A 25,311-nucleotide genomic window follows, 5' to 3' on the forward strand; every position below is an offset into this window, starting at 1 on the left:
CGGGGAGCCACCCCGGTGATCGTCCGCCTGCGCTCGCTCTGGCTGAACGTTAACGCGAGCTACTGGTTTTATCCGGCGCTATTCACGATGCTCGCCCTCGCGCTGGCGATCGTCACCATCGCCATCGATCGCTCGGGGCAGGCCGCCCATCTCGTCAAGTTTGTGGATGCCGCGCGGCCGGAAGGGGCGCGCAATGTCCTCAACGTGATTGCCGGATCGATGATCGGCGTGGCGTCGACCGTTTTCTCGATCACCATTGCCGCCGTGGTCTATGCCTCGGGCAATTACGGCCCGCGCCTGCTCATCAATTTCATGGAAGATCGCGGCAACCAGCTTTCGCTGGCGACGTTCATCGGCACGTTCGTCTATGCCGTCATGGTGCTGCGGGTTGTCCGGGAGGCGGCGGAATCCAGTGTCGATGTGGGGTTCGTGCCGCAACTCTCGCTGGTCATCGCCACCGGCCTGATGCTGATTTCCATCGGCGTGCTGGTCTTCTTCCTCAATCATGTGCCCGCCAGCATCCGCATCAATTCCGTGCTTGAGGAGATCGGACGGCGCCTGACCAAGGAAGTGCGCCAGCGCTTTCCGAAAGAGGGTGACGATGTGGAGATGAAGGCGTTGTCCGACGGGCAGATCGTGCCGGCGACGGGCAGCGGCTATATCCAGATCGTCGATTTCTCAGGCCTGGCTGACGTTGCCCGCGAGCACAAATGCCGCGTGGTCATGTGCCTGCGTCCCGGCGATTTTGTCCATCCCGAAATTGGCTTGATGTCCGTCCACGGCTGTCATGTGGATGATGAGATGGCCAAGCAGTTGCGGGACTGTTTCTCCCTCGCTGGATTTCGGTCTCCGGCGCAGGACATCGAATTTCTGATCGACGAGCTGGTCGAGATTGGCTTGCGCGCCCTGTCGCCTGGCATCAACGATCCCTTCACGGCGGTGACGGCGATGCACTGGCTCGGCGCTTCGATGAGCGAACTTGCCCGGCGCGATCTGCGCAGCAGACCGGGTGAGGAAGAAGAAGACTGGCAGCGTGTCATTCCGCTCAATGACGATTTCGACCATTTCCTGCGGCGCGGGTTCGGCTCCCTGCGCTCGGCCGCAGCGACCAGCCCTATTGCTGCGGCGCAGTTTCTCGATTGTCTGCTGGGCATTTCCGCCGGCCTCGCCTCGCAGCCCCGGCGGGAGGCGCTGCGGCTGGAAGGTGAGCGGTTGATGGCGCAGGCGCGGATCGCGCTGGCCGGTCCCTCCCTCGCCGAGCTCGAGGAACGCTCTTGCGTTTTCGAGGCGGCGATGAAAAAGCGAGCGCATCATGCTCTTCACACTTGACCGCTTCGACCTCGACGCCTTCGTCGCCGCCACCCTCGCCGAGGATCTCGATGGTCCGGTCAATGGCGGCGGGCGGGATGTGACGTCGCAGAGCGTCATCCCCGCAGACGCGGTGTTCAGCGGTGTCATGGACAGTCGTGACGCGGTGACGGTTGCGGGCCTGCCGTTGGCCGAAGCCTTCTTCCGTGCGCTCGATCCCGATGTCGAGATCACGCTGCTCGTCGCGGATGGTGATCAGGTGCCTGCCGGCACAGACCTGATGCGCCTGAGGGGCCGCGCACGCGCGATGCTCACGGCGGAGCGGTCGGCGCTCAACACCGTCCAGCACTTGACCGGCATCGCCACGATGACGCGGGCCTATGTGGACCGCATTGCCGGCACCGGGGCGACGCTGCTCGATACGCGCAAGACGATCCCCGGCCTGCGCGTGCTGGAGAAATACGCGACGCGCATGGGCGGCGCGAAAAACCACCGCATGGGCCTGTGGGACGCGGCGATGATCAAGGACAATCATGTGGCCGTCGCCGGTTCGGTGGAAGAGGCCGTCCGCCGCGCGGTTGCCGCCGGGATTGCCGAGGTGATCGTGGAGGTCGACCGGATCGACCAGATCGAGCCGGCCATCGCGGCCGGGGCGACGCATCTGCTGCTGGACAATATGTCGCCGGACGTTCTGCGCGGCGCGGTCACGCTGGTCGGAAAGCGCGTGCCCACGGAGGCGTCCGGAGGCGTCACACTGGAGACCATCCGCGCCATTGCCAGCACCGGCGTCGATTATGTTAGTGTCGGGCGATTGACGCAATCGGCGCCAGCGGCGGATATCGGTCTCGATTTCAGCAACATTTAGGCTCAAGGCGCCGAGGAACGGAGCCCGCTTGCTTAGCCTTCGATAATCGTCGTCTCGGGATGGTGCTTGTCGAGATGCTTGCGGATGATCCGCAGGTTGCGCGTGTTCGAGCGGAACATGACGTCGAAGGCGTCGCCGACCAGCGGAACCGCGCCGATTGCGGTGTCAAAGGCGACATTGCCGCTCATCCGCAGCAACTGCCAGCGCGGCATCCCGAGATTGCGGGCCTCCCAAACGATCCATGCGCCCATGGCCGCTGCGAGCAGATCGCCGACGATGGGAACGATGCCGAGCATGGCGTCCAGCCCGACGCGGATGCGCGTTCCGGGGATCACCATCGCATTTTCGAGCACCTGCTCCATCATCTCGATGCGGCGGCGCACCGCATGGGGATCGCGCCCGAGCCGCGAACCGGCGAGGCTCTCAAACTGTCTCGCCATCTCTTCAGCGGCGTTATGCGGTCTCGCCCGGGCCATTCATATTCCTTTGCAGGCTGCCTTGCTGGCAGCGCGAAGGATTAGTTGGGGACGGTGATCAGCGCATTCAATGGATGAACTCCGCGCGAGGACGGTTTGAAGTTGGTGAGCCGCTGCCCGACGAGCGACCAGCGGATGGGGCGACCGAGCGGGATGAACCCGCTGAAGGCTACCGTCGCTTCCTCCGCTTCCGCCAGCAACTGGGCGCGTTCCTCATCATTCTGGCTCTTGCGGGCCTCGGCGAGGCGGCTGGCCACGCGCGGATCGCACAGGAGCCCAGCCGAACAATCGAGGCGGGCGAGATACCAGAACGCACTATCAAAGGGCGCGACTTCGTCAATCAGCCGCAGATCGGCGGGTTGGTCGATAGCCACCCGATCGAGTTGCAATCCGGCCTGTCCGAAATCCTGAACCAGGCGCAGGAACAGCAGGGAGGCGCCTGATCCGTCCGGCAGGGCGACCCGCAGAACTGGCGGGTCACCCTTGTCCGCCCGCCAGCGGTCGATGATTCGCCGGGCCGATTCGATGCGCTCCTCGCGTGAGCGGCCGGACCAGGCCGGTGCGCTCGGCAGGCGGTTCAGCTCATAGGAGGCAGGCAGCGGGTAGGTGGCGGTGCGCCAGCCCGGCAAGCCCAGAACCTCGGCGAGCTTGTCCCGGTCGACAAGGCGCGCGAGCGCGTCGCGCACCGGTACGTCCGCGAGGAAGGACGACCTGCTCGTAAAGGCGAGGCCGAACAGGCCCTCGACCGGGTCCGTCTGCGCATCGGCCATGTTGAGGCCGGCCGCGGCGATCAAGGGGAGGTGCTGGAAGCGCCCGCCCAGCACGAGATCGGTATGACGGGCGCGGAAGCGAACGAGAGCCAGCGACGCGCGCTCGGCGCGCACTTCCCGTCGCTCGACCGGGGGCGTGGCTTCGCTCTCGGGTTCGCCCTCCGTCGGCTCCTCGCTGGCGGCAGTCGCGGGTGCCAGCACGACCGGTCCGCCCTTGGCAACCGGCTCGCGGCGATAGGGGCCGGTGCCGTTGCCTGAGCGGGTCATTACCGCAAGGTCCGGCTGGGCGAGCAATTGCAGGAAGGCGGGGAGGCTCATGTCGAGCCTTATTTCGATGACCCGGTCGGTCATGGCGCGGACATCGGGAGTAAGGCCCGCCAGCAGCAGCGGATTGGCGCGCATCCGCTCACGCAGCAGCCGGGCGACCTCATCGGCATGGACCGGCTTGCCGTCCGCCCAGTGCAGTCGCTTTAGGCGGAAGATGTAGCTCTGGCCGCCATCCTCGACGATCCAGCTTTCCGCCAGAGCCCCGACAATGTCGCCGCGCGCATCGAAGCTGAGCAGCCCTTGCGCGGTCGAGGCGAGGATCAGCCGGGCTGCCGGTGCATTGCCGTGGCGCAGCGGCTGGGCGAGCGCCTCGCTCTGGCCGATCACGTCCACCCGAACGGTGCGGTTATCGCGCGGGCTGTTGCATCCCGCCGTGGCGAGTACGGCCAATGCCAGCAGGGGGCGGACCCAGGTTCGCGCGGGGCGGGTGCCCATCGCCTTTCACTCCCTGTTCGGACAAGAATCCATCGACGTTACAGGGAGGCCGTAGCCTGCCGACGCGATTCGTCCAACCATGGCTGCGCTTGAAAGGGGCGACATCGCATTCGCTATGGTGCGGACGGCGGGACTTGAACCCGCACTCTCAGATGAGAAGCAGATTTTAAGTCTGCTGCGTCTACCGATTTCGCCACGTCCGCAAGCACATTGGGATGCGCGAACGCCCATGCCATGCACGGCAGGACGGTTCCAGCCCTTATCAAGCGCCGGGTGAACGACATGCTGTGCGCGGAATGACCGCAACCCGGCCGATGCGCTGCCGCATGGCCGGGCTGCCGGATCGTCAAAGGCTCAGGTGCGGGTGCTCAGTCGCCGGCATTCAGGCGAATGCGCATTTCCTTGCCGGGCTTGAAGTGCGGCACGCGCTTGGGCGGTACCACCACCGAATCGCCGGTGCGGGGATTGCGCCCCGTGCGGCCGTCCCGTGCGCGGGTGGTGAAGGCGCCGAATCCACGCAGTTCTACCCGGCCCCCTTCGGCCAGACGCGCGGTGATCGAGTCGAAAACGATATCCACGATGCGGTCGACTTCCTGCCCGCTGAGGTCAGGATGAAGAAGCGCAAGCTTTTGAACGAGCTGAGAACGAATCATCTCTGCTACTTTCCGAAAAGGCCGAAGCCGTCCCCCATAATCCGGAAGTGCCCCGAGTCCCCCTTCGTTGCGTTTTCCGTGACTCGCGCGATGCGCCAACATCGGCGAGCAATCAAGAAAATTCCCGCAGAACCCCGGAAACGGAGCGGGCCGGCCGATTGCTCGACCGGCCCACTGCCGCAATTATTAGAGGGTGGGAAAAGCCCCGGCGATCAGTTCTTCGCCTTGAGCGCCTCACCCAGAATGTCGCCCAGCGACGCGCCGCTGTCGGACGAACCGTACTGCGCGACAGCCTGCTTCTCTTCGGCGATCTGGAGCGCCTTGACCGAGAAGTTCGGCTTCTTGGAGCGGTCGAAACCGATCACCAGTGCGTCGAACTTCTGGCCGACCTGGAAGCGCTCGGGGCGCTGCTCGTCGCGGTCGCGGCCAAGGTCGCTGCGCTTGATGAAGCCGGTCACGCCGTCGTCGCCAGCCTGAACTTCCAGGCCGCCGTCGCGGACTTCCAGAACGGTCACGGTCACGGTCTCGTTCTTGTTGAGGCCGGTGCCACGCACCGCGCCAGCTGCCGGCGCACCCTTTTCGAGCTGCTTCATGCCGAGGCTGATGCGTTCCTTCTCGACGTCCACGTCAAGCACGATGGCCTGAACGGTCTCGCCCTTGCGGTGCAGGTTGAGCGCGTCCTCGCCGGAGATGCCCCACGCGATGTCGGACATGTGAACCATGCCGTCGACGTCGCCGTCCAGGCCGATGAACAGGCCGAACTCGGTGGCGTTCTTGACTTCGCCCTCGACCTGGCTGCCGACCGGGTGACGCTCGGCAAAGCTCTCCCAGGGGTTGGACTGGGCCTGCTTGAGGCCAAGGCTGATGCGACGCTTCTCGGCATCGACCTCGAGCACCAGAACTTCCACTTCCTGGCTCGTCGAAACGATCTTGCCGGGGTGGACGTTCTTCTTGGTCCAGGACATTTCCGAAACGTGGACCAGACCCTCGATGCCGGGCTCCAGCTCGACGAACGCACCATATTCGGTAATGTTCGTGACGCGGCCGGAGAGCTTGGCGCCGATCGGGTACTTGGCCGATGCGCCTTCCCACGGATCGCTCTCGAGCTGCTTCATGCCGAGGCTGATGCGCTGCGTGTCGCGGTTGATGCGGATGATCTGCACCTTCACCGTGTCGCCGATGTTGATCATCTCGCTCGGGTGGTTGATCCGCTTGTAGCTCAGGTCCGTGACGTGCAGCAGGCCGTCAATGCCGCCCAGATCAACGAACGCACCGTAATCGGTGATGTTCTTGACCACGCCCTCGATGATCTGGCCTTCGCTCAGCGTCTGGATGAGGCCGCTGCGCTGCTCGGCGCGGGTCTCTTCCAGGATCGCGCGACGCGACACGACGATGTTGCCACGACGACGGTCCATCTTGAGGATCTGGAAGGGCTGCGGAATGTCCATGAGCGGGGTGACGTCGCGCACGGGGCGGATGTCGACCTGGCTGCCGGGAAGGAAGGCCACGGCGCCGTCGAGATCGACGGTGAAGCCGCCCTTCACGCGGCCGAAGATGACACCCTCAACGCGGGCGCTCTCGGCGAATTCGGATTCCAGCTTGTCCCACGCGGCTTCGCGGCGGGCGCGGTCGCGCGAGAGCATGGCCTCGCCATTGCTGTTCTCGACGCGGTCGACATAGACCTCGACTTCGTCGCCAACCTTCAGATCGGCCTTCTGGCCGGGCATGGCGAACTCGCGCAGCGGCACGCGGCCTTCGCTTTTGAGGCCCACGTCGATGACGGCGAGGTCGTTTTCGATGCCGGTGACGGTGCCCTTGACCACGCGGCCTTCGAAGCCGCCGTCTGCACCACCAAGAGATTCATTGAGAAGCGCGGCAAAATCATCGCGCGTCGGGTTTGCCTGAGAGGCCATGTAAGAGTTCCTTCAAGTCGTTGCTGGCCAACCGGTTGTCTCCGGTGGTCTTTGGCCAAACTGCCCGAACGACCTCATGCCGGCCGGGCATTCACCAGGCGGCGCGAAGGCGATCACTCGTGCTTTGGGAAAAGCAAAAGGGCGCCTCGCAACGCGAAGCGCCTCATCCAAGCCGTCTAATGGCGACTCTTCAGGCGAGCGTCCACCAGCGCGATCGCATGCTGAACGGCGGCGTCTATACTCAAATTGCTGGTATCCAGCAAGTCCGCATCTTGGGCCTGCTTCAGGGGCGCATCGGCGCGCTGCATGTCACGCGCGTCGCGCTCGGCGAGGTCGGCGGAGAGGGCCTCCAGCGCGACGGGATGGCCATGGGCGGTGAGCTCCGCATGGCGGCGCTGTGCGCGCACCGCAAGGCTGGCGGTGACGAACAATTTGGCGTCAGCATCCGGCGCGATCACCGTGCCGATATCCCGCCCGTCGAGCACCGCGCCGCCCGGCTGTGCGGCGAAGGCACGCTGCCGCTCCAGCAGCGCCGCGCGCACCTGCGGGTGACGAGAGACGCGGCTGGCGAGGGGGCCGGCTTCCTCCGACCGCAGCGCCGGATCGGCGAGCAGGCTGTCCGGAAAAGCGCAGGCCGCTGCGGCATCGGCCGGATTGTCGGCGTCCCCGCCCTGCCGCGCGACTGTCATACCAACGGCGCGATACAGCAGGCCCGTGTCGAGATGGGGCAGGCCATAATGCCGGGCCAGCGCCCGCGCGATTGTGCCTTTGCCGGAGGCAGCGGGACCATCGACGGCAATGATCATGCCGCGCCCTTGAGCGTGGCCAGCATGTCGGTGAAGCCGGGAAAGCTCGTTGCGACCGGGCTCATATCGTCGATGATGAGGCCGCCGCGCGTGTGATGACCGGCGACCGCGAAGCTCATCGCGATGCGGTGATCGAGATCGGCACCGATCGTCGGCGGTTCATTGCCGCCGTCCAGCGGCTCGCCACCGCGTCCGTGGATGATGAGGCCGTCGGGTGTCTCCTCTACCGACACGCCGAGGCGGGCGAGGCCCTGCGCCATCAGGGCGAGTCGGTCCGATTCCTTCACCCGCAGCTCATCCAGCCCGGTGGTGCGGGTGGTGCCCTGTGCGCAGGCTGCCGCGACGAAGAAGATCGGGAATTCATCGATCATGCTCGGCGCGACCTCGGGTGGCACGTCGATGCCTGTGAGCGTGCTGTGGCGCGCGACGATATCCGCGACCGGCTCGCCACCGACTTCCCGCTGGTTGGTCAGCGTCAGGTCCGCGCCCATCGCCTGCAACATGGCGAACAGGCCGGTGCGGGTGGGGTTCATGCCGACATTGGTGACGGTGATGTCCGACCCCGGCGTGATCAGCGCCGCGACCACGGGGAAGGCGGCGGAGGAGGGGTCGCCCGGCACCACCAGCGTCTGTGGCTTGAGTTCGGCCTCACCGGTCAGCGAGATGATCCGCGTGCCGTCTGCTTCGATCCCCACGACCAGGTCCACCCCGAAGCCGCGTAGCATCCGCTCACTATGATCGCGTGTTGGCACCGGCTCGATGACGCGGGTGATGCCGGGCGTGTTGAGGCCGGCGAGCAGTACGGCCGACTTCACCTGGGCCGATGCAACCGGCAACCGGTACTCGATCGGCACCGCCGGGGCGATGCCGCGCATGGTGAGCGGCAGGCGGCCGCCCGGCGAGGTCATGAACTCGGCGCCCATCAGCCCGAGCGGTGTGGTGACCCGGCCCATCGGGCGCTTGCTCAGCGAGGCATCGCCTACGAAGGTCGCGGTGAGATCATGGCTCGCCAGCAGGCCCATCAGCAGGCGCGTCGAGGTGCCGCTATTGCCCATGTCGAGCGCGGTCGCGGGCTGCGTCAGGCTGCCGACGCCGACGCCATGAATGCGCCACACGCCATCCTCGCCGCGCGTGATCTGCGCGCCGAGCGCCCGCATCGCCGCCGCCGTTGCCAGCACGTCCTCGCCTTCCAGCAGGCCGGAGACGCAGCTCTCGCCCACCGCCAGCGCGGACAACATCAGGGATCGGTGGGAAATGCTCTTGTCGCCGGGCACGGTCACCGTGCCGCGCAGCGGAGCGCCAGGCTCGAAGAGCATGTTGCGCGCAATGTCAGTCATGAAAATCAGGTCCGAAAAATGGCCGTCGCTGCGCGGAGCAGGAGGGCGGGCAATAAAAATGGCGAACTGCTTTTGACAGTGCCCGCCCGCTATGGCAAGGCGCCCCACACTTCGCGGCAGGCCTGCCTGTCCGCGCACTTGGCTATTACTCTCTGGAAGGATGAGGCGGCACATGGTGAAGCCTGAATGGGGATCGAAGCGGACCTGCCCCAAATGCGCAACGCGCTTCTATGATCTGGGCAAGGACGAGCCCGTGACATGCATCGAATGCGGCAATGTCTGGACGCCCGAGCCCGTGCTCAAGTCCAAGCAGCCGCTGCCCTTCGAGGAAGCGCCGCAGAAGGTCGCGGCCGGCGCGGATACGGAAAGCACGGCGGACGATGATCTGGACATCGACATCGACGTCGATGAGGCCGAAGGCTCGCCCGACAACGACGTCGATCTCGGCGGCGATGACGATCTCGGCGTCGATGCCGGCGACGATAACGACGAAGAAAACTGAGCGCGCAGGAAAGATTGCGCGCCATAAAAAATGGACTTGCAGCGAGGCAGAGCCTGACCTAAAGGCAGCGCCTCGCCGCGACGGACCCACCCGTCGCCGCTGCAATGATCGGGGCCGTAGCTCAGCTGGGAGAGCGCTACACTGGCAGTGTAGAGGTCAGGGGTTCGATCCCCCTCGGCTCCACCATTTCCCCTTATCGCAGACAGGTTAAGCGCTATAGAGCGTGCCCCGTCGTGAATGCGCGGCGTCGGGCCAGCGCCGCGTCCGGAATGCACCCCAACCTCTCTTATTGACGGCGCCGGCCAACCCGCGCAGCTTCGCGCCACCCGGTCCACCCTGCCTCTCTCGACAAAAAGTTGGTCGCCCGGCGCAAAGCCAGTCGGGGCGGCGGTTGGTACACATCTTCTCAGCCTGGGGTGCTTCGCGCTGCATGGCGGTTCTGGCCGAGGGTCGGGACTGAACGCGCGGCGCGGCGTGGTCGCCAATTGCGAGGATGTGACATGACTCTTCTGACCGACAAGTTCTTCGACAGCTTTGCCTCCTCGGTGAAGCCCACGGACGAGGCGGAGACGCTGCCGCCGGAGATCTACACGAGTCAGGAGTTCTACGACTTCGAGAAGGACGCGCTGTTCTATCGCGAGTGGCTCTGCGTCGGGCGGGACGAGTGGATCGCGGAGGTCGGGGATTTCTTCACGACCAGCCACGCCAATGAGCCGATCATCATCTCGCGCGGGCGGGACGGGGAGATCAAGGCGATGTCCGCCGTGTGCCAGCACCGCGCCATGCTGGTGGCGGAAGGCAAGGGCAATACGCGCGGTTTCACCTGCCCCTATCACCACTGGTCCTATGATCTGGACGGCAAGCTGGTCGGCGCGCCGGCGATGGGCCGCACCTGCAATTTCGACAAGGCGCAGTATAATCTGCCCAAGCTCAAGGTGGAGCTGTGGCACGGCTTCATCTTCGTCAATTTCGATTCCGAAGCGGAATCGCTGGCATCGCGCATGGGGCCGATCGAGCCGGTGGTGGCGAATTACGAGTTTGCCAGCCTGCGCGGCCCCGAGCCGCTGTCCCACGAATATCCGTGGAACTGGAAGGTCCAGTTCGAGAATAACAATGATGGTTATCATGCCAGCCGGCTTCACCAGGGGCTGCACGATTTCGTCCCGAGTTCGCTGGCGAGCTTCCCCGAAGTGCCGCGCGAGACGGCGGGCTATTATCGCCTCAACGGGTCCACGCACCCCAATGCGAGCTTCAACCCCACCGAGAAGGCGCTGCTGCCGGTCTTCCCCAAGCTGACGGAGGAGGAGCAGAGCCGGCTGCTGTTCGTGAACCTGCCGCCGACGCTGTCGCTGGTCGTGCTCAACGATGTGGTGATCTACCTCATCATGGATGCGCGTTCGCCGACCACGCACGGCCTGACCTTCGGCAGCCTCTATCATCCCAGCGCCTTCGAGGACCCGGAGTTCGAGGAAAAGCGCCGGATCAATGACGAGCACACGGCGGATATCGTCGCGCAGGATCTGCACGTCGATCTGCTGGTGCAGCAGGGGCTCTCGTCCCGCTTCGCCCCGCGCGGGCGCTATAGCTGGCAGGAAGATGCGCAGCGCCAGCTCAATGTGTGGCTGGTGGACCGCTACCAGCAGGAGTGGGACCGTCGTCGCGGCCCCTCGGCGCCGGTCACGCGGTTGCACGCAACCTCCTGATCTCGCCGGCGGCGGGGCAGGGCCTCGCCGCGACGGGCTGAGGCCCGAAATCAAAACATTGTTCGCAGGAGACACAGCTTCGCGTCCGCCGCGCTGCCTAACTGGCGCGGCGGCCGAAAGGCTTGTGTCCAGTCAGAGGTGATGATGACCAATTCGCTTATTTTCTTCGATATTCCCGCCGACGATCCCAATGCTGCCGGCGAATTCTACGCGCAGGTCTTCGGCTGGGAGAATGATCCCCGCCCGATGGGCGTCTATCACCGCATGGTGCCGGGCGGCTTCTTCAAGAAGAAGGACGGGACGGACAGCGAGATCGGCAATCTCCATATGGGCATCGCCAAGGTCGACAATATGCGCCCGCATCCCGACCCGGCAGGCGTCGCGCCGCGCCATATCGCCAGCGATGGCCGCAAGCCGCGCATCTGGGTGTTGATCAGCGACGATGATTCGGCGGATCGAATCCTGGCGACGGCGCAGGAACTGGGCGCGACGCTGCTGTGGCGCGACCATTATTGGGCCGAGTTCAACGGCTATAACCACTGCTTTGTCGACCCCTGGGGCAATGAGATCCTGCTGTGGGGCAAGGCGGGCGAAAATCCGCAGATTCCCGAGACGTTCACCAAGGAATGAGGGGTGCGCGCGGCCCGCTGGCGGGTTGGCGGAACAACATGTTGTGCGCCAATCTGCAAGACCGGGCCGCAACCCTTCCCATAGCCTCCAGTCATCCAATGCAACGGCCCGAGCGGCAAGCATGAGGCAAAAGCGACCATGAGCCTACAAGTTCAACCCTGTCTGTCCGCAAGGCGCGCCTGCGCAACAGGAGCCGGACAATGAGCCGCCTGCCGCTGATCTTCTTCGGCCATGGCAGCCCCATGGTGGCGCTCGAGCAGAGCAGCACCACGCAGGCCTGGCAGGGCATCGCACAGAGCATCGGCAAGCCCAAGGCGATCCTGTGCATCTCGGCGCACTGGCTGACACGCGGCACGGCCGTGACGGCGATGGCGCAGCCCCGCACGATCCACGATTTCGGCGCCTTCCCGCAGGCCCTGTTCGACATGCAATATCCGGCGCCCGGCGACCCCGCCCTGGCGCGGCGTGTGGCCGAACTGCTCGATCCCGTGCCGGTCCATATGGATGCCAATTGGGGCCTGGATCATGGCACCTGGACGGTGCTCGTCCACGCCTATCCCGAGGCCGATGTTCCGGTCGTGCAGCTGGGCATGGACGTGAATGCCACGCCTGAGCAGCACTGGAAGATCGGCCAGATGCTCCGCCCGCTGCGCGACGAAGGCGTGCTCATCATGGGCACCGGCAACATCGTCCACAATCTGCCGGCGATGGACTGGAACAACCCGGATGCCGAGCCCTATCCGTGGGCCGACCGGTTCAACAGCACGATGCTGGATGCCGTGGTCGCGGATCGGCCGCAGACGGTCATCGATTTCGCGGCGCTGGGCGACGATGCCCGCCTGTCGGTGCCGACGCCGGACCATTTCTGGCCGCTGCTCTATGTGCTGGGTGCGCGTCATCCGGGCGAGGAAGCGCAGCTGCACCCCAATTTCATCCATCACAAGTCGCTCGGCATGACGAGCATTCTCATCGGGGCTTCCTGAGCCTCCACAAACCCAACACTGACTGACGAGCAGGGGAATTATGGCGCTGATCTGCAATCATGGAATGCGACGGAGCGAAACGCAGCCCGGAGCGCTGCACTATTTGCGGGCGACGCCTGAGACCGTGCACTGGGGCTTCTTCTCACCGGAACTGAAACCAGCGCTGACCGTCAAGAGCGGCGATCTCATCCAGGCGCAGGCGGTGACGCACCACGCCGGCGATGATCCCGAGCTGATGTTCGACGAGCACATCCAGCGCATCTTTACCGAGGTCGATCCCAGCACGCGCGCACCGGGCTGTCACATCATGACCGGGCCGATCTATGTCGAGGGCGCAGAGCCCGGCGACATGCTGGAAGTGCGCTATTTCCAGATGACGCCGCGCTTCAACTACGGGTCCAATCTGCAGGCGAACTGGGGGCATCTCTATAAGGAATTCGGCGAGACCGAGCGGGTGACGATCTACGAGCTGGACCCGAACGCCAACACCGCCACCGCGCTTTACGCCTATGATGTCGAGGGCGTTTATACGACGCCTGGCCGCATCACCAATTGCCCGCATTGCGACCGGCAACCGGCGCTGCCCGGCGTAACCATTCCTGCCCGCCCGCATCTGGGCACCGCCGGCGTCGCGCCTGCGGTCGATGCGCCGGTCAGCACCATCCCGCCGGGCCTGCATGGCGGCAATATCGATAACTGGCGGATCGGCGCCAATGCCCGCATGTATTATCCCGTGCAGGTGAAGGGCGGGCTGTTCTCCATCGGCGATCCGCATGTCAGCCAGGGCGATGGCGAGATCAGCGGCACGGCCATCGAAGCCTCGCTCGACGTGCTGTTCCAGATCATCCTGCGTAAGGATTTCAAGTTCCCATCGCCGCTGCTGGAGACGCCCAATCACTGGATCGTCCACGGCTTTGGCGATGATCTCGATGCGGCGATGAAGAATGCCGCCATGGACATGATCGAGCTGCTCTCCGAGCATCAGGGCCTGTCGCGGACCGATGCCTATTCGCTGATGAGCGTCGGTGCCGACTTCGGCGTGACGCAGGTTGTCGATGGCACGCAGGGCATCCATGTGCGGATCGACCGTGGCATGTTCCCGAACAAGGGCAGTGTCCGCGATCCCCGCTGATCCGGCCCGGCCTGGGGAGGCAGTCTCCAGTCCGGACGCCTGGTCCTTCGACGTCGCGTCGCTGCCGGCGGCGGAGCGCGCCCCGGCATGGGCCGCCGCCATGCAGCGCCTCCAAATGCCGTTTCCCAATACGGCGGAGGCAGGCGGGTCGGTGCTCGCTATTACCTCGCCGATGGGCTTTGAATTCGCGGTGGTGACGGGCGGCGCCCTTACCATCGCGGGTCGCACGCCGGGGGCCGCGCCCGGCCTGTGGCTGGGTCTGCTCATTGATGGCGAGGCCTCGCTGGAGACGCATGAAGGCGTGATGCCGCTCACCGGCGACTGCCTCATCTATGGCGCGACGGGCGTCGACGCCGCGCTTCGGTTCAAGACGCAGTTCCGCCAGTTCTTCGTGCGCATCCCCAGCGTCGCGATCGACGCCCGGATGCTGGCGCCGCTGGCGCGGCGGATCGGCGTTATTCAGCCGGACAGTCTGGTGGCCCATGCGCTGCTGGCGCTGTTGCGCAGCGCCGCTGACTCGCTCTCGCAAGGCCGGGCGCGCGAATTCGCGCCGCTTGAGACGGCGCTGATCGAATTGCTCGTCCCGGTGATCGCGCATGCCGGCGGCGTGGAGGCCAAGGGTGGTGCCGCCGCGCACCGCGCTCGGCAGTTCGAGCGGATCTGCCGCACGATCGAAACCAATCTGACCGACGCGGACCTCTCGGTGCAGTCCGTTGCGCGCAGCGAGGGCGTATCTGTGCGCTATATCCAGCAGCTCTTTGCGCGCTCAGGGCAGACGGTGACCGGCTATGTGAAGGGGCGCCGCCTTGAGCGCGCGCGGGCCGATCTCGTCAATCCGCTTCATGCGCAATTGAGCATTTCCGAGATCGCCTTCCGCTGGGGTTTCAACCAGTCGGCGCATTTCAGCCGGGCCTATCGCGAGCGCTTCGAGGAGGCGCCCCGCCAGACCCGCGCCAATGCGCGGCAGGCGCTGCCGGACAATCGAGCTTTCGCGGGCTGACAAGACGTGTGTGCGCCGCTGGCGCATGATCGCGCAGCCCACATGCCAAGGGTTACGTTCCAGTCGAGGTTGTTCGCCATGTCATATGATGTTCTTGATATCCGCCCCGTCACCCGGCGGATCGGTGCCGAAGTGTTCGGGGTCGATCTGAACGCCCCGCTCGGCAACAAGGTCGTCAGCGAGTTGCATGATGCGCTGATGGAACATCAGGTGCTGTTCTTCCGCGACCAGAATCTGGAGCATGACAATCACAAGCGCCTCGGCCGCTATTTCGGCGAGCTGGCGCTGCACAGCGGTGTGTCCGGCCTTGCCGAGCATCCCGAAATCGTAGCGATCCATGCGGATGCGAACAGCAAGTTCATCGCCGGCGAGGACTGGCATTCGGACCTGAGCGAAGATGCCGAACCGCCGATGGGCAGCATTCTGTACATGCACACCGTGCCCCCCACGGGCGGCGATACGCTGTGGTCGAGCATGTATGCCGCCTACGACGCGCTGTCGCCGGCCATGCAGGCCTTTCTGGAACCGCTGACGGCGGTCCATGATTCCAACCACATCTATCGCGAGCTGTTCCCGGATGTGGACAAGGTTTACCCACGCAACACGCACCCTGTCGTCCGCACCCACCCGGTGACCAAGCGCAAATGCCTGTTCATCAGCAAGTCGAAGACGATCAAGATCAACGGCCTCTCGGCCGAGGAAGGAGATGCGGTGCTGCGCTTCCTCACCGAGCATGTTAAGAACCCGAATTTCCAGGTCCGCTTCCGCTGGCAGCCGCATTCGGTCGCCTTCTGGGACAATCGCTGCACTCAGCATTTCGCGACCTGGGATTATTTCCCGGAAACACGCTCGGGCTATCGGGTGACGATCGCAGGCGACCGGCCGTACTGATGCGGGCCGCCGCCCGACTGGCGGCTGGTGCGCTGGCCTGTCTCTGGCTGACGGCCACGCCGCTCGCGGCCAAGGCCGGTGCTGCGGCAGAGGCCGTCGCGCCGACCGATGCACTGGCCGCCCTGCGTGCGGGGCTGCAGGCCATGGTCGACGCGCGGGAGCTGCCCAATGCGCAAGCCGTGATCGTCAAGGACGGCCGGGAGCGGCTTCGCGTTTCGATCGGTAAGCTGGATTTGGAAGCCGGCCGCGTACTGCCCGCCGATGCGATCTTCCGGCTCTATTCGATGACCAAGCCGATTACGAGCGTCGCGGTGATGATGCTGGTGGAAGAAGGCAAGATCGCCATCGATGCGCCGCTCAGCCGCTACATGCCGGAATTCGCGGATCTGCGGGTCTACAAGAGCGGCAGCCTCGATGCGATGGTGACCGAGCCGCTGAACCGCCCGGTGACCATTGGCGATCTGCTGACCCACAGCAGCGGGGTAACTTACAATTTCACCGGCAACGGCCCGGTGCAGCAATATTATCGCCGCCATGGCGTGATGCGCGCTGGCGGGGTCGGGCAGAATGCCGATGATGCGCCTCCAGCCAGAACGATGGACGAGCTGATCGCGCGCCTCGCCAAGGCCCCGCTGCTGCATCAGCCCGGCGCGCGCTTCTCTTATGGCAATTCCACCGGCATTCTGGGCGCGCTGATCGAGCGGGTGACGGGGCAGGGCCTCGATGCGTTCTTGCAAGCCCGCATTTTCGATCCGCTCGAGATGACGGACACGCGCTTCGTGGTGGACGATGCGCGCGCCACGCGGCTCGTCACCAATTATGCGGCGGTGGACGGCGGCCTGCAGGCTATCGAGCCGGCGGCGACGTCCGAATATCGCGACCCCGCCCGGCCGTTCGACGGCGGCGGGGCGCTGGCCGGCACACTGCATGATTATCTGAACTTCGCGCAGATGCTGGCCAATCGGGGGGCATGGCACGGCAAGCGCCTCCTCCGGCCCGAGACAGTGGACCAGATGTTCCAGCCCCGGCTGGAGACTGGCGGGCAGCCGCACGAGAATGTCCTGTTCGGCTATGGCCTGGGCCTCGGCGATGCGGTCAGCGAGCAGCGCGGCGGGATGCCGGCCGGCGCCGGCGGCTGGTCGGGCTCTGCCAACAGCTATTTCTTCGTCCATCCCGGCCGAAATCTGGTCGCCATCGTGATGACCAATGTGCTGGTCGGCCCCGCCTTGGTGGATCGCACGATCAGATTGCGGGGCCTCGTCGATCAGGCAGCGCAGGCCGTGCTTGCCGAGCAGGAGCCAGCGATCAGGCGGTAAACAGTTCCTTGCGAATGATCGCGTGGACGCCCCAATTGCCGTTGGCGACCTGCGAGATGCCGAAATCCACCCCGACCGACAGAAGCGAGATGGTTTCGTCTTCCGAGAGATCCTTGGTGGTCATCAGGAAGCGCCGCGCCTTGCGGAACGCGTCGCGCATGGCGGCATCGATGGATGCGCGCTTGTAGACTTCGCTCTGCGCGTCCTCGCCCAGTTCCTTCAGATAATCCGGGTGACTGAAACCCATGATGACCCATTCGGTCTCGGTTTCGATCATCGGATAATCGAGATCGCGCAGCTTGCCGGTCAGCTCGCCGGCGGGGTGGCGGATCACTTGAATGAGCGCGGTCATCGAGCATTCGATGGCGGTGCCGCATAGTTCGGAATCGCCCTGCGAGGCATGCGGGTCGCCTAGCGAAAGCAGTCCGCCCGAGACCTGCACGGGGAGGAACACGCTCGATCCGGGGCCGGTCCGCCAATTGTCCATATTGCCGCCAAAGGCGCTGGGCGGAATGGTATCGACCGGCTCGGCATGGGCCGGCGCCAGCGCGATGACGCCGAAATGCGGGCGGATCGGGATTTCGACATTCTGGAGGATGTCGTAATTGCGCTCGATCGTCTCAGGATCGACCGGCACGCCAGGATAATCATAGCGCTCGTGGACGGTGCCTGAGGGGTCGGTCTGTGGTGTCCAATGATAGGAATAGACCGCGTGAGCCGTGGGCCGCCGTTCGCCGCCGGATTCAACCTCGTAGATGGTGATCACTTCGCGGTTCTTAGGCTCGGTGAGCAGATCGTTATAGTGGAAGCCCCAGAAGGTTGCGGCATTGCTGCCGAAGGACTTGCCCTGAAAGCGCGGATTGCCGCTCCGACGCGGCTCCAGGCTGAGGATGCGTACTTCGATGATGTCGCCCGGCTCCGCGCCCTGAATGGCGATCGGCCCGGTGCAGATGTGCACGCCAAAGCCCTCGCCGGGGCCGCGCCCGAACTCGCTGGCGCTCATCGGGCCAGCACCGCGCCGCTCGATAGCCCGGCCTGTCTCGTCCCAGCGATAGACGCTCTCTGCGCCATGATCGCCCTCGACCATGCGTTCGGGATCGTCATTGGCGTGGTGGGTTAGCGTCTCCACCGTCACGAAGTCGCCCGAGCGCACCATCAGCGCCGGTTTGATCGCCGAGCTGAAATAGCCCCAATGGACCGTGCGCGGGCTCACCGGCAGATGATGATGCCGCACCGTGCCTTCATCGCCGATCGCCGGGATGACATTGGCCTCGACGCCGTCTGTTTCCGCCTCGCCGCTGTCCAACTCCTCGACCGGCGCGACGGCGGCTTCGTCGCTGACCGCCCGCTTGGCCGTCGACCGACCGCGCCGCAGGGTGTCGGGGCCATGATCGGCCTCGTCCACGGCCGGCATCTTGCGATAGTCGCGCGGGGAAATGCCATATTGCTCGCGGAAGGCGCGGCTGAACGAGGCGGAATCGTTGAAGCCCCACTGGAACAGGATGTCCGAGATAGATTTCTGGACGTGGAGCGGACTGCGCAGGTCGAGCCGGCAGCGCTCCAGCCGCCGCACCTTCACATAATGGCCAAAGCTGTCGTCGATCGATTCAAAAAGCTTCTGCAGATAGCGCGGGGAAATGCCATGTTCGGCCGCGACCTGCTGGTAATTCAGATTGGGGTCCGAGAGGCGCATCTCGATGGTCTGGAAGATCCGCTCCAGCAGCGCGGCGCGCATGCCCGCCGCGCCACCGAGCGCGCGGGCGGGCGCATCGTTGAGCAGGCTGGCCAGCAGAAACTCGGGGAGGGCCAGTTCGACGGGGCGCAGTTCCTCGTCCGTCACGTCATTGCCCATGTCCGCCAGCGAGCGCAGCACGGTCGAGAGCAGGCGGGCAGGGCCACTGTCGGCGGAAAGGTGCCGGGGCTTTTCGGGCAGCAGGGCCTTGAGGCGCTGATCGAGCGCGCGCGGCGGAATCTTGAGCAGCAGCACGCGGTGATCGCCGGTGAACTGCAGCGACATCGGCATTTCGCTGCGCGCGCAGACCATGTGACCATCATCGAGGGTGAAGCTGGTGGTGGCGTTGCGCGCAATGCTGGGCGCATCGAGCGTCACGGCCAGCCAGAAGCAGCCCGGCTCGTCGCGAAAATCAACGGTATATTCCTGAGCGGTGGCCAGCAGGCGCACAAACACGATTCCGTTGCTGCTGGTGAACTGGATAAGCTCGCCGTAGAGCGTGGCCTCGTCGGCGGCCTCCAGCGTGATCGAAAGGCGCTTGAGCGCAAAGCTCCATGCGCTGAGTCGCTGCTCCTTGGGGTAGGCATTTGTAGTCGAGCGCAACGGCGGTTCTCTATGTTTTGGTGCGCCTCTCCCGGGTCTTTATGCCCGCCAAGATGCGCGCCTGAGAGAGCCCGGTCAATCCATCACGCGGCGGCTGTTTCAGAATGGGTCATCCCTGCCTCCGTAAACAGATGAAATCGCAGCAGAATTCGGTGCGTGCTCGGAGCGTCCGCACACTGCCAGCATGGTCAGCGCGTAGATGAGGGCGCTCGAGTGCAGATCCTCGGGCGTCGGGCGCCAGCGTGGCATGCCAGTTGTGATGGCGGGAATGCCCTGCATGTTGAACACATTATGGTCGCGCCACATGCTGGAATAGACCGGATGCGCGCGCTCCACCGGCGCCTGCCGGGCGAGGCGCGTAGCGGCATCCACCGCGCCGGCGAGTGGCGCGACTTCGTCCGCGTCGGCAACGAAACCGTGGCGGACGACCATTGGCTCGACATCGAAGCTGTCGAGATCGAGCGTGCGCATGGCCGCGACGATCTGATGATAGGCCTGCGCGGATTTCTGCCCCGGCGCGAGGCACACTTCCACATAGATGGCGCACACTTCGGTGCCGGCGCCATAATCGGTCGGTGCACCGGCGCGCACTGAGGCGATCTGCGTCTTGGGAAGGGAGAGGCCCCCAGCCGTCTCGAACACGCCCTGCGCTTCCCACTGCCGGCCCCACTGGTGCAGCGCGTCGATGACCGGGCCGAGTTTATAGATGGGGTTGAGGTGCTGGGCGACGGTCTCCGGCGTCTCCAAGATCGGCGTGAACATGCCGGTGCCGAAGATGCGCACGCGGAAGAGGGCATAGCCGCAGCCCTGCCAGGTCAGGCCGAAATCCGTGCCTTCGGCGGCAATGGCGTAATCGGGCGCGACGCCGCCATGGTGGAACAGATAATGCGCGCCGATATCCTTGCCGAGATAGTCGATGCCGGAGAATTCCTCGATCGGCTCCGGGCCGATCTCGCCGGGGCAGGCGGTGAGCCAGGCCTTGCCGGCAAGGCCGATGCCCGCCTTCTTGAGCGCTTTGGCCGCCATCAGGAAACAGGCCATCGGCCCGCGATCGTTGGAGATGGGGAAGCCGCGCAGGCGCCCATCCTCATCGAGCCAGCACTGCGTCCATTCCGGATCGCGCATCGTTGTCTCGCGATAGCGGAACTTGTCCTGCGAGAGGTCGCCGCTCGGGCTTTCCGTATCGAGATGGGCGGTGAAGAGCAGGTTGGCGCCCGTACCCAAGCCGCCATATTCGCCGATGATGTTGGGTCGCTCGGGCGTGGCGCCGGCGCGGCGGGGCTGGAAGCCTTCGCGATCCATCCAGTCATAGACATATTGCGCGGCGGCGGCTTCCTCACGTGAGCGGCTCGGAATGTTGCCGAGTTCAAGGGCGAGGGTGACCAACTCATCGGAATCGATGGCGGCGGCGAGCGCGTCCTTCTCGGCTTCGGTCACCTGATAGGGAGCCGTGGCGGGATTGGCGAACATCGGAGCGGGTTTGGGCTGGGCTTGGGTCATGTCATGCTGCCAAGGCGGGCTCGGCATCCTCCGCTGTGTCTTGTTGGGGAAGCTCCGGCGTGCGGAGCAAGAGCAAGGCTCCGACGAAGATGAAGCCGAGCAGGGCGCAGCCGAGGAATACAAGCGAGAACCCGCCCGTTTCGTCACGAATGACGCCGCCCAGCGCCGGGCCGATGGCGGCTGCAGTCGATATCAGGCTCATCGTGGAATAGAGCTCCAGATTGGCGCGCTTGCCGAACAGGTTGAGCATCAACATCGCCGTGCTGACATAGCTGAAGCCGAAGCCGACACCCAGACCGATCACGGCCAGCGAGACGACGAACAGATTGCCGCCGATCATCAGCGCCAGCACGCCGAGCGAGGTGGAGGTGATGGAGAGCAAGGTGAGCTCGCGCGCGCCGATTTTCTCGCCCGCCATGCCGGCGATCATCGATCCGGCGGCGCTGACGAGGGCAATGCCGCTCATCACGGTGGCGGCCGCACCCATGGTCAGGCCGGTCTCGGTCAGATGCTTCACCGCAAAGCCGTGGACGGTGGTGTTGATCAGCAGGAATGAGGTGTAGACGCCGACCACGATGTAATATTGCGCGGTGCGCATCGCGGCCCGTGCCGTCCAGCCGTCCGTGGCCATGGCTTTCCGGGGCTTAGGCGCAACCTCGGCATCACCGGGCCGGTCGCTGGTGACGAGGGCGGCGAACATCGAGAGCAGCACGGCGGCAATGGCGGCCGTCCACCAGTAATGGCGCCACTCGCCGGTGATCGCCTGCGTGGAAAACGCGATCAGCGGCCCGACAACCGCGCCCATGCCGCCCGCGGTGAAGTACACGCCCATGGCGGTCGAGCGCTTCTCGAAGGAGTGGGAAATGACGTTCACGCCGCCCGTGGTCCCGCACATCGAGAAGCCGACGCCGGCAAACGCCGTGCCGATGAAGTAGACCATCGCCGTTCTGGTGACGGCCAGGCAGGTGAAGCCGATGAGGAGAAGCGCGCCGCCGATCATCATCGTGCGGGAAACGCCGAGGCGCCGGATCGAGATAGCGGGTGCAAGACTGGACAAGCCGCACGCCACGCCCAGGAATGTGAAGCCAAGGCCGGCGACGGCCCAGGGCCAGCCCATCTCCTCGACCATATAGGGAAGCACGACGCCAAGCCCGTTGAAGGTGAAGGCGTTGAGCATGAAAAACAGCAGGCAGAACGCCGTCAGCGCCAGGTATTTTTTCCGTCCTTCATAGGTCATGCAGCGACTCGCCTATCTGGAGTAAGTGCCTGGAAGATGCCGGTTTGGGTGTGCCGGTGTCTTGACGTGGGGCGTCCTCTCGCTTGGCGAGCCGCCGTCCGTCTCATTCGGCGGGAGCAGACGACCTGGTGCTGGCGGCGTAGGGCGGAAGCAGAAAAAGCAGCAGGCTGCCGACGGCCATGACGCCGACCGCGACGACCACTGCCGCGCGATAATGGCCGATCATGTCGTAGCTCAGATCCATCAGCACCGGCGTGATGCCCTGCGCGCCGATGACAGCCGAATACATGACGCCGATGATGACGCCAAAGCTGCGCAGCCCGAAATATTGGGCGATGAAGTAAGGCAGCGCGCCGAACTGGGCGCCGAGCGCAATGCCAAGGCACAGGCCGGCAACGGGCAGAAGGGCGCCGAAGGGCGAAAATTCGAGCAGCAGCAGGCCGAGAATGGCCAGCGCATACATCGGCACGACCACGCGCGGCCCGCGGCTCTTGTCGAGCACGCGTCCGGTGAAGATCTGCCAGAGCGAGCCAGTGAGCGCGAAGATGCTGACGATGGCGGTGCCGGTGCCAAGGCCATAGCCACGGTCCGCCAGAATGGGCACGACATGGCTCAGCACGGCGATCATGGTCCCGCCACCGGCCGCGATGGCGATGAGCATCAGCCAGAAGGGTGCGGTGCCGATGGCCTCACGCAAGGTCATGCCGTCCACGATGTGGGAGGCTGTCTCCGATGGGTTGCTCGGCGCTGCCGGGCGCGGTGCATCGCGCAGCAGGAAGAAAAAGATCGGAAAGCCGACGCAAAGGATCAGCGCGCCGATCCCCAGATAGCCCGCGCGCCAGCCCGCGGTGGAGACGATCAGCGCGGTCATGATCGGCACGCAGACCGAACCAATGCCGTTGCCGAGCCCTGCGCTCACGCCAAGCGCGGTGCCCCGATTGGTGTCGAACCATTCCGCCACCAGGCGCGAGAAGACCGAGGTAGCGGGCAGCGAGCCGAACAGGCTGATGGCCAGAAAGTTGAGGTAGAACAGCATTAAATTGCCGTTCGTGAGCGCAAGGCAGGCGACCGAAGCGGCGAACAGCACATTGCCCAACAGCACCATGTTGCGGGTGCCATGCCGATCGGCATAGCGACCGGCGAGCGGATAAATGCAGGCGCTCACGACGGCGAGGATCGCCAGCACCATCGAAATGCTGGACCGCGCCCAGCCGAATTCCTGAGAGAGGGGCACGAGGAAGGTGCCGAAAACCGCATGAACCGTGGCGGTCTTGCCGAGCGCATTGCCTGCCGTGGCGGCGATCAGCACGCCGGTCCTGCTTTTGTTCAGTGCGGGCGCTTCGCTGAGAGGGCCGTTCGCGGCGTCGAGGGCGATCGCCGGCTGCGCGGTCATTGCGCCCAGGCCGTTTTGGCGGCTTGCGTGGTGACCATAAGGGCGCAGTTCTTACTGAGCACCTTGAGCGTCGCTTCATGCAGGCCAGGCTCATAGGCGGCAGTGGCGTCCGAAACGACGAACACATTGAAATTGCGGTGGAAGGCCGAGCGGGCTGCGGCGTCAACGCAGCAGTCAGTGCTCAGGCCCGTAATCAGCAACGTGTCGATACCGCGCTCGGTGAGCTGGGCCTCAAAGTCGGTGCCGTGGAAGCAATCGTAGAGAACCTTCTCGACCTCGATATCGCCCGGCTCGGGCAAGAGCCGATAATAGTCAGCACCATAGCCCTTGCGACAGATGACCTGTCCGCCGGGTTCGCCGCGACGCGTGTAGAAGGTCTTGAGCGCCTCGGAATCGGTTTCGGGCGTCGTCACCACCCGCACGAAGGCGAGCGTGACGCCAGCGGTACGCGCCGCGGCGACCAGCTCCTCGGCCTTGTCGATGGCAGCATGGGGTGCGGAGAGATCCACCCCATGCTGCCCGAGCAGGCCCTCGGGGGCGGCCCAGTCGTTCTGGATATCCACCAGCACGAGCGCGGTGCGCTCGGGCGCGATCATCCCCGCCAGATCGCTGGCGGCGACGTGGGGAATGTCCACGAGCGCCGCGTCAGGCATGGACCGGAACCTTGCCGGGGAAGCGCTCGCGCAGCACCGGGAGGACACGCTCGCCGAAGATCGGGATGTCCTTCATGTAATCCGGGAAGATCAGCATCAGCCCGTCCGTGCCGGAAACCTCGAACAGTTCGGTGAGCTTCTCGACCACCGTCTCGGGCGTGCCGATGACATGGGGGGTCATGAAGCCGGCCCGGCTCTTGCGGGTGAAGTCGTTTTCCTTGCCGATCTCGCTGTCGAGGAAGCCATAAGCGCGCATCATGCCGTGCAACGCGCCTTCGTCGAAGCCGTCGCGGATGGATTGCGCAAAGGCTTCCGCTTCCGCATCGGTCTCGCCGAATACGGGCGTCATCATCGAATAGGTGCGGATCGGCTTGCCGATGTCGGCAGCGACAGCCTTGGCCTTCTCGCTGGCGGTCTTGAGTTCTTCCGGTGTCCCGCCGGAAAGGAAGATCGCATCCACCTCGTCAGCCGAAAAGCGCATGCCCTTGCCGGAGGTGCCGGCGCAGACGAGGAAGGGGCGGGTGGAGGGCGTCGGCAGCGAGCGGCAATCCTCCAGCGAGAAATATTTGCCTTCTTTCGTGACGGTTTCGCCGGTCCACAGCGCCTTGATCGCCTGGATCCATTCGTAAGCGAGGTCGTAGCGCTCATCATGGTTCACATCGTCGCGCCACGCGCCCATCTGCGCGAATTCATCCTTATAGGAGCCGGTGACGATGTTGAGGCCGGCGCGGCCCCCGCTGATCTGGTCCAGCGTGGCGACCATCTTGGCGACAACGCCTGGATTCTGCAGGAGCGTGTGAACCGTGCCCCACACCTTCACCCGGCTGGTCGCTTCCGCCACCCCGGCAATGGTGAGGTAGGAATCGAGCTGATAGTCCCAATGCTCGGTCTCGCCGCCGAAGCCGCGGTACTTGGCCATCGCCATCGCGAAATCCAGCCCGTGCTTTTCCGTCAGCACCGCCGCATCGCGGCAGTAGCTGTAGGACGCATCGATGTGCGGCTTGTTTTTCGAGAGGATCCATCCGCCGTTGGCGATGGGAAGGAACACGCCCAAATCCTTTCCTCCTGTGTCGGAGGGCAACCCGAAGGGCGTCGGCGTAATCTCGCTCATAATCTCAATCCCGTGACCTTATTGGCACGCCCACC

General features: G+C 64.9%; 22 protein-coding genes and 2 tRNA genes. 11 read left to right on the forward strand and 13 right to left on the reverse strand.

The window, feature by feature from the left end; translation table 11 throughout:
* The first annotated feature begins 15 nt into the window (after positions 1 to 15).
* Both M2331_RS04305 and nadC read left to right on the forward strand, forming a co-directional pair.
* Complete coding sequence (locus M2331_RS04305; RefSeq protein WP_181559134.1) at positions 16 to 1,329, forward strand: DUF2254 domain-containing protein; 1,314 nt, start codon at positions 16 to 18, stop codon at positions 1,327 to 1,329.
* Positions 1,313 to 2,173 (forward strand): carboxylating nicotinate-nucleotide diphosphorylase, encoded by an 861-nt coding sequence (gene nadC, locus M2331_RS04310; protein ID WP_181559135.1) that lies wholly within the window; start codon positions 1,313 to 1,315, stop codon positions 2,171 to 2,173. Before M2331_RS04305 ends, nadC begins: the two co-directional genes overlap by 17 nt.
* 32 nt (positions 2,174 to 2,205) lie before the next feature.
* On the opposite strand, the gene M2331_RS04315 is transcribed toward nadC, so the two are convergent.
* The 7 genes from M2331_RS04315 to aroA form a co-directional block, all read right to left on the reverse strand.
* The gene (locus M2331_RS04315; RefSeq protein ID WP_181559136.1) at positions 2,206 to 2,613 is read right to left on the reverse strand and encodes a DUF4112 domain-containing protein; all 408 of its coding nucleotides are present in this window, start codon (positions 2,611 to 2,613) and stop codon (positions 2,206 to 2,208) included.
* A 77-nt stretch (positions 2,614 to 2,690) separates the two neighbouring features.
* On the reverse strand, positions 2,691 to 4,181 hold the full coding sequence (locus M2331_RS04320) for an ABC transporter substrate-binding protein (protein ID WP_181559137.1): 1,491 nt from the start codon (positions 4,179 to 4,181) through the stop codon (positions 2,691 to 2,693).
* Positions 4,182 to 4,297: 116 nt separating this feature from the next.
* Positions 4,298 to 4,384, reverse strand: a tRNA-Leu gene (locus M2331_RS04325).
* 165 nt (positions 4,385 to 4,549) lie between these two features.
* On the reverse strand, positions 4,550 to 4,834 hold the full coding sequence (locus tag M2331_RS04330; protein ID WP_181559138.1) for an integration host factor subunit beta: 285 nt from the start codon (positions 4,832 to 4,834) through the stop codon (positions 4,550 to 4,552).
* A 212-nt stretch (positions 4,835 to 5,046) separates the two neighbouring features.
* On the reverse strand, positions 5,047 to 6,747 hold the full coding sequence (gene rpsA, locus M2331_RS04335; protein WP_181559139.1) for a 30S ribosomal protein S1: 1,701 nt from the start codon (positions 6,745 to 6,747) through the stop codon (positions 5,047 to 5,049).
* A 176-nt stretch (positions 6,748 to 6,923) separates the two neighbouring features.
* A complete protein-coding gene (locus M2331_RS04340) occupies positions 6,924 to 7,553 on the reverse strand; it encodes a (d)CMP kinase (RefSeq protein WP_181559140.1) in 630 nt (209 codons plus the stop codon).
* Positions 7,550 to 8,890, reverse strand: coding sequence for a 3-phosphoshikimate 1-carboxyvinyltransferase (gene aroA, locus M2331_RS04345; protein ID WP_181559141.1), 1,341 nt, complete (start codon positions 8,888 to 8,890; stop codon positions 7,550 to 7,552). Before aroA ends, M2331_RS04340 begins: the two co-directional genes overlap by 4 nt.
* A gap of 172 nt (positions 8,891 to 9,062) precedes the next feature.
* On the opposite strand from aroA, the gene M2331_RS04350 reads away from it, so the two are divergent.
* The 9 genes from M2331_RS04350 to M2331_RS04390 all read left to right on the forward strand — a co-directional run bounded on the left by M2331_RS04350 (position 9,063) and on the right by M2331_RS04390 (position 17,047).
* Positions 9,063 to 9,392, forward strand: coding sequence for a TIGR02300 family protein (locus M2331_RS04350; RefSeq protein ID WP_181559142.1), 330 nt, complete (start codon positions 9,063 to 9,065; stop codon positions 9,390 to 9,392).
* A gap of 110 nt (positions 9,393 to 9,502) precedes the next feature.
* Positions 9,503 to 9,578, forward strand: a tRNA-Ala gene (locus tag M2331_RS04355).
* Between the two features lie 314 nt (positions 9,579 to 9,892).
* Positions 9,893 to 11,095 (forward strand): aromatic ring-hydroxylating oxygenase subunit alpha, encoded by a 1,203-nt coding sequence (locus M2331_RS04360; protein ID WP_181559143.1) that lies wholly within the window; start codon positions 9,893 to 9,895, stop codon positions 11,093 to 11,095.
* A 141-nt stretch (positions 11,096 to 11,236) separates the two neighbouring features.
* On the forward strand, positions 11,237 to 11,725 hold the full coding sequence (locus tag M2331_RS04365; RefSeq protein WP_264576193.1) for a VOC family protein: 489 nt from the start codon (positions 11,237 to 11,239) through the stop codon (positions 11,723 to 11,725).
* Between the two features lie 200 nt (positions 11,726 to 11,925).
* A complete protein-coding gene (ygiD, locus tag M2331_RS04370) occupies positions 11,926 to 12,708 on the forward strand; it encodes a 4,5-DOPA dioxygenase extradiol (RefSeq protein WP_181559145.1) in 783 nt (260 codons plus the stop codon).
* A gap of 40 nt (positions 12,709 to 12,748) precedes the next feature.
* Positions 12,749 to 13,840: an acetamidase/formamidase family protein gene (locus M2331_RS04375; RefSeq protein WP_181559146.1), complete on the forward strand. Its 1,092-nt coding sequence runs from the start codon at positions 12,749 to 12,751 to the stop codon at positions 13,838 to 13,840.
* A complete protein-coding gene (locus tag M2331_RS04380; protein ID WP_184117300.1) occupies positions 13,821 to 14,840 on the forward strand; it encodes a helix-turn-helix domain-containing protein in 1,020 nt (339 codons plus the stop codon). The genes M2331_RS04375 and M2331_RS04380 overlap by 20 nt, the downstream gene beginning before the upstream one ends.
* 78 nt (positions 14,841 to 14,918) lie before the next feature.
* Positions 14,919 to 15,731, forward strand: a complete 813-nt coding sequence (locus M2331_RS04385; RefSeq protein ID WP_181559148.1) for a TauD/TfdA dioxygenase family protein — start codon at positions 14,919 to 14,921, stop codon at positions 15,729 to 15,731.
* On the forward strand, positions 15,731 to 17,047 hold the full coding sequence (locus M2331_RS04390) for a serine hydrolase domain-containing protein (RefSeq protein ID WP_181559149.1): 1,317 nt from the start codon (positions 15,731 to 15,733) through the stop codon (positions 17,045 to 17,047). Before M2331_RS04385 ends, M2331_RS04390 begins: the two co-directional genes overlap by 1 nt.
* Here M2331_RS04390 and M2331_RS04395 read toward each other — a convergent pair.
* The 6 genes from M2331_RS04395 to M2331_RS04420 form a co-directional block, all read right to left on the reverse strand.
* The gene (locus M2331_RS04395; protein ID WP_181559150.1) at positions 17,037 to 19,382 is read right to left on the reverse strand and encodes an acetamidase/formamidase family protein; all 2,346 of its coding nucleotides are present in this window, start codon (positions 19,380 to 19,382) and stop codon (positions 17,037 to 17,039) included. The genes M2331_RS04390 and M2331_RS04395 overlap by 11 nt on opposite strands.
* Before the next feature lie 99 nt (positions 19,383 to 19,481).
* On the reverse strand, positions 19,482 to 20,882 hold the full coding sequence (locus tag M2331_RS04400; RefSeq protein WP_264592290.1) for a peptidase M20: 1,401 nt from the start codon (positions 20,880 to 20,882) through the stop codon (positions 19,482 to 19,484).
* 1 nt (position 20,883) lies between these two features.
* A complete protein-coding gene (locus tag M2331_RS04405; RefSeq protein ID WP_181559151.1) occupies positions 20,884 to 22,119 on the reverse strand; it encodes a CynX/NimT family MFS transporter in 1,236 nt (411 codons plus the stop codon).
* Positions 22,120 to 22,222: 103 nt separating this feature from the next.
* Positions 22,223 to 23,512, reverse strand: coding sequence for an MFS transporter (locus M2331_RS04410; protein WP_181559152.1), 1,290 nt, complete (start codon positions 23,510 to 23,512; stop codon positions 22,223 to 22,225).
* Entirely contained in the window at positions 23,509 to 24,165 is a 657-nt protein-coding gene (locus M2331_RS04415; RefSeq protein ID WP_181559153.1) for a cysteine hydrolase family protein, read from the reverse strand. Before M2331_RS04415 ends, M2331_RS04410 begins: the two co-directional genes overlap by 4 nt.
* On the reverse strand, positions 24,158 to 25,276 hold the full coding sequence (locus M2331_RS04420; protein ID WP_181559154.1) for an LLM class flavin-dependent oxidoreductase: 1,119 nt from the start codon (positions 25,274 to 25,276) through the stop codon (positions 24,158 to 24,160). The genes M2331_RS04415 and M2331_RS04420 overlap by 8 nt, the downstream gene beginning before the upstream one ends.
* Between the last annotated feature and the right edge of the window lie 35 nt (positions 25,277 to 25,311).

This window comes from Sphingobium sp. B10D7B (assembly GCF_025961955.1).
Lineage (GTDB): Bacteria > Pseudomonadota > Alphaproteobacteria > Sphingomonadales > Sphingomonadaceae > Sphingobium.

What these genes read in the sequence shown, in the direction of transcription:
- M2331_RS04365 (WP_264576193.1), top strand. Translation starts at nt 11,237, where the DNA reads ATGATGACCAATTCGCTTATTTTCTTCGATATTCCCGCCGACGATCCC.
- M2331_RS04315 (WP_181559136.1), bottom strand. Translation starts at nt 2,613, where the DNA reads ATGGCGAGACAGTTTGAGAGCCTCGCCGGTTCGCGGCTCGGGCGCGAT.
- M2331_RS04390 (WP_181559149.1), top strand. Translation starts at nt 15,731, where the DNA reads ATGCGGGCCGCCGCCCGACTGGCGGCTGGTGCGCTGGCCTGTCTCTGG.
- M2331_RS04400 (WP_264592290.1), bottom strand. Translation starts at nt 20,882, where the DNA reads ATGACCCAAGCCCAGCCCAAACCCGCTCCGATGTTCGCCAATCCCGCC.
- M2331_RS04410 (WP_181559152.1), bottom strand. Translation starts at nt 23,512, where the DNA reads ATGACCGCGCAGCCGGCGATCGCCCTCGACGCCGCGAACGGCCCTCTC.
- M2331_RS04330 (WP_181559138.1), bottom strand. Translation starts at nt 4,834, where the DNA reads ATGATTCGTTCTCAGCTCGTTCAAAAGCTTGCGCTTCTTCATCCTGAC.
- M2331_RS04415 (WP_181559153.1), bottom strand. Translation starts at nt 24,165, where the DNA reads ATGCCTGACGCGGCGCTCGTGGACATTCCCCACGTCGCCGCCAGCGAT.
- M2331_RS04340 (WP_181559140.1), bottom strand. Translation starts at nt 7,553, where the DNA reads ATGATCATTGCCGTCGATGGTCCCGCTGCCTCCGGCAAAGGCACAATC.
- M2331_RS04350 (WP_181559142.1), top strand. Translation starts at nt 9,063, where the DNA reads ATGGTGAAGCCTGAATGGGGATCGAAGCGGACCTGCCCCAAATGCGCA.
- M2331_RS04420 (WP_181559154.1), bottom strand. Translation starts at nt 25,276, where the DNA reads ATGAGCGAGATTACGCCGACGCCCTTCGGGTTGCCCTCCGACACAGGA.
- M2331_RS04405 (WP_181559151.1), bottom strand. Translation starts at nt 22,119, where the DNA reads ATGACCTATGAAGGACGGAAAAAATACCTGGCGCTGACGGCGTTCTGC.
- M2331_RS04360 (WP_181559143.1), top strand. Translation starts at nt 9,893, where the DNA reads ATGACTCTTCTGACCGACAAGTTCTTCGACAGCTTTGCCTCCTCGGTG.
- M2331_RS04320 (WP_181559137.1), bottom strand. Translation starts at nt 4,181, where the DNA reads ATGGGCACCCGCCCCGCGCGAACCTGGGTCCGCCCCCTGCTGGCATTG.
- rpsA (WP_181559139.1), bottom strand. Translation starts at nt 6,747, where the DNA reads ATGGCCTCTCAGGCAAACCCGACGCGCGATGATTTTGCCGCGCTTCTC.
- M2331_RS04385 (WP_181559148.1), top strand. Translation starts at nt 14,919, where the DNA reads ATGTCATATGATGTTCTTGATATCCGCCCCGTCACCCGGCGGATCGGT.
- nadC (WP_181559135.1), top strand. Translation starts at nt 1,313, where the DNA reads ATGCTCTTCACACTTGACCGCTTCGACCTCGACGCCTTCGTCGCCGCC.
- M2331_RS04375 (WP_181559146.1), top strand. Translation starts at nt 12,749, where the DNA reads ATGGCGCTGATCTGCAATCATGGAATGCGACGGAGCGAAACGCAGCCC.
- aroA (WP_181559141.1), bottom strand. Translation starts at nt 8,890, where the DNA reads ATGACTGACATTGCGCGCAACATGCTCTTCGAGCCTGGCGCTCCGCTG.
- ygiD (WP_181559145.1), top strand. Translation starts at nt 11,926, where the DNA reads ATGAGCCGCCTGCCGCTGATCTTCTTCGGCCATGGCAGCCCCATGGTG.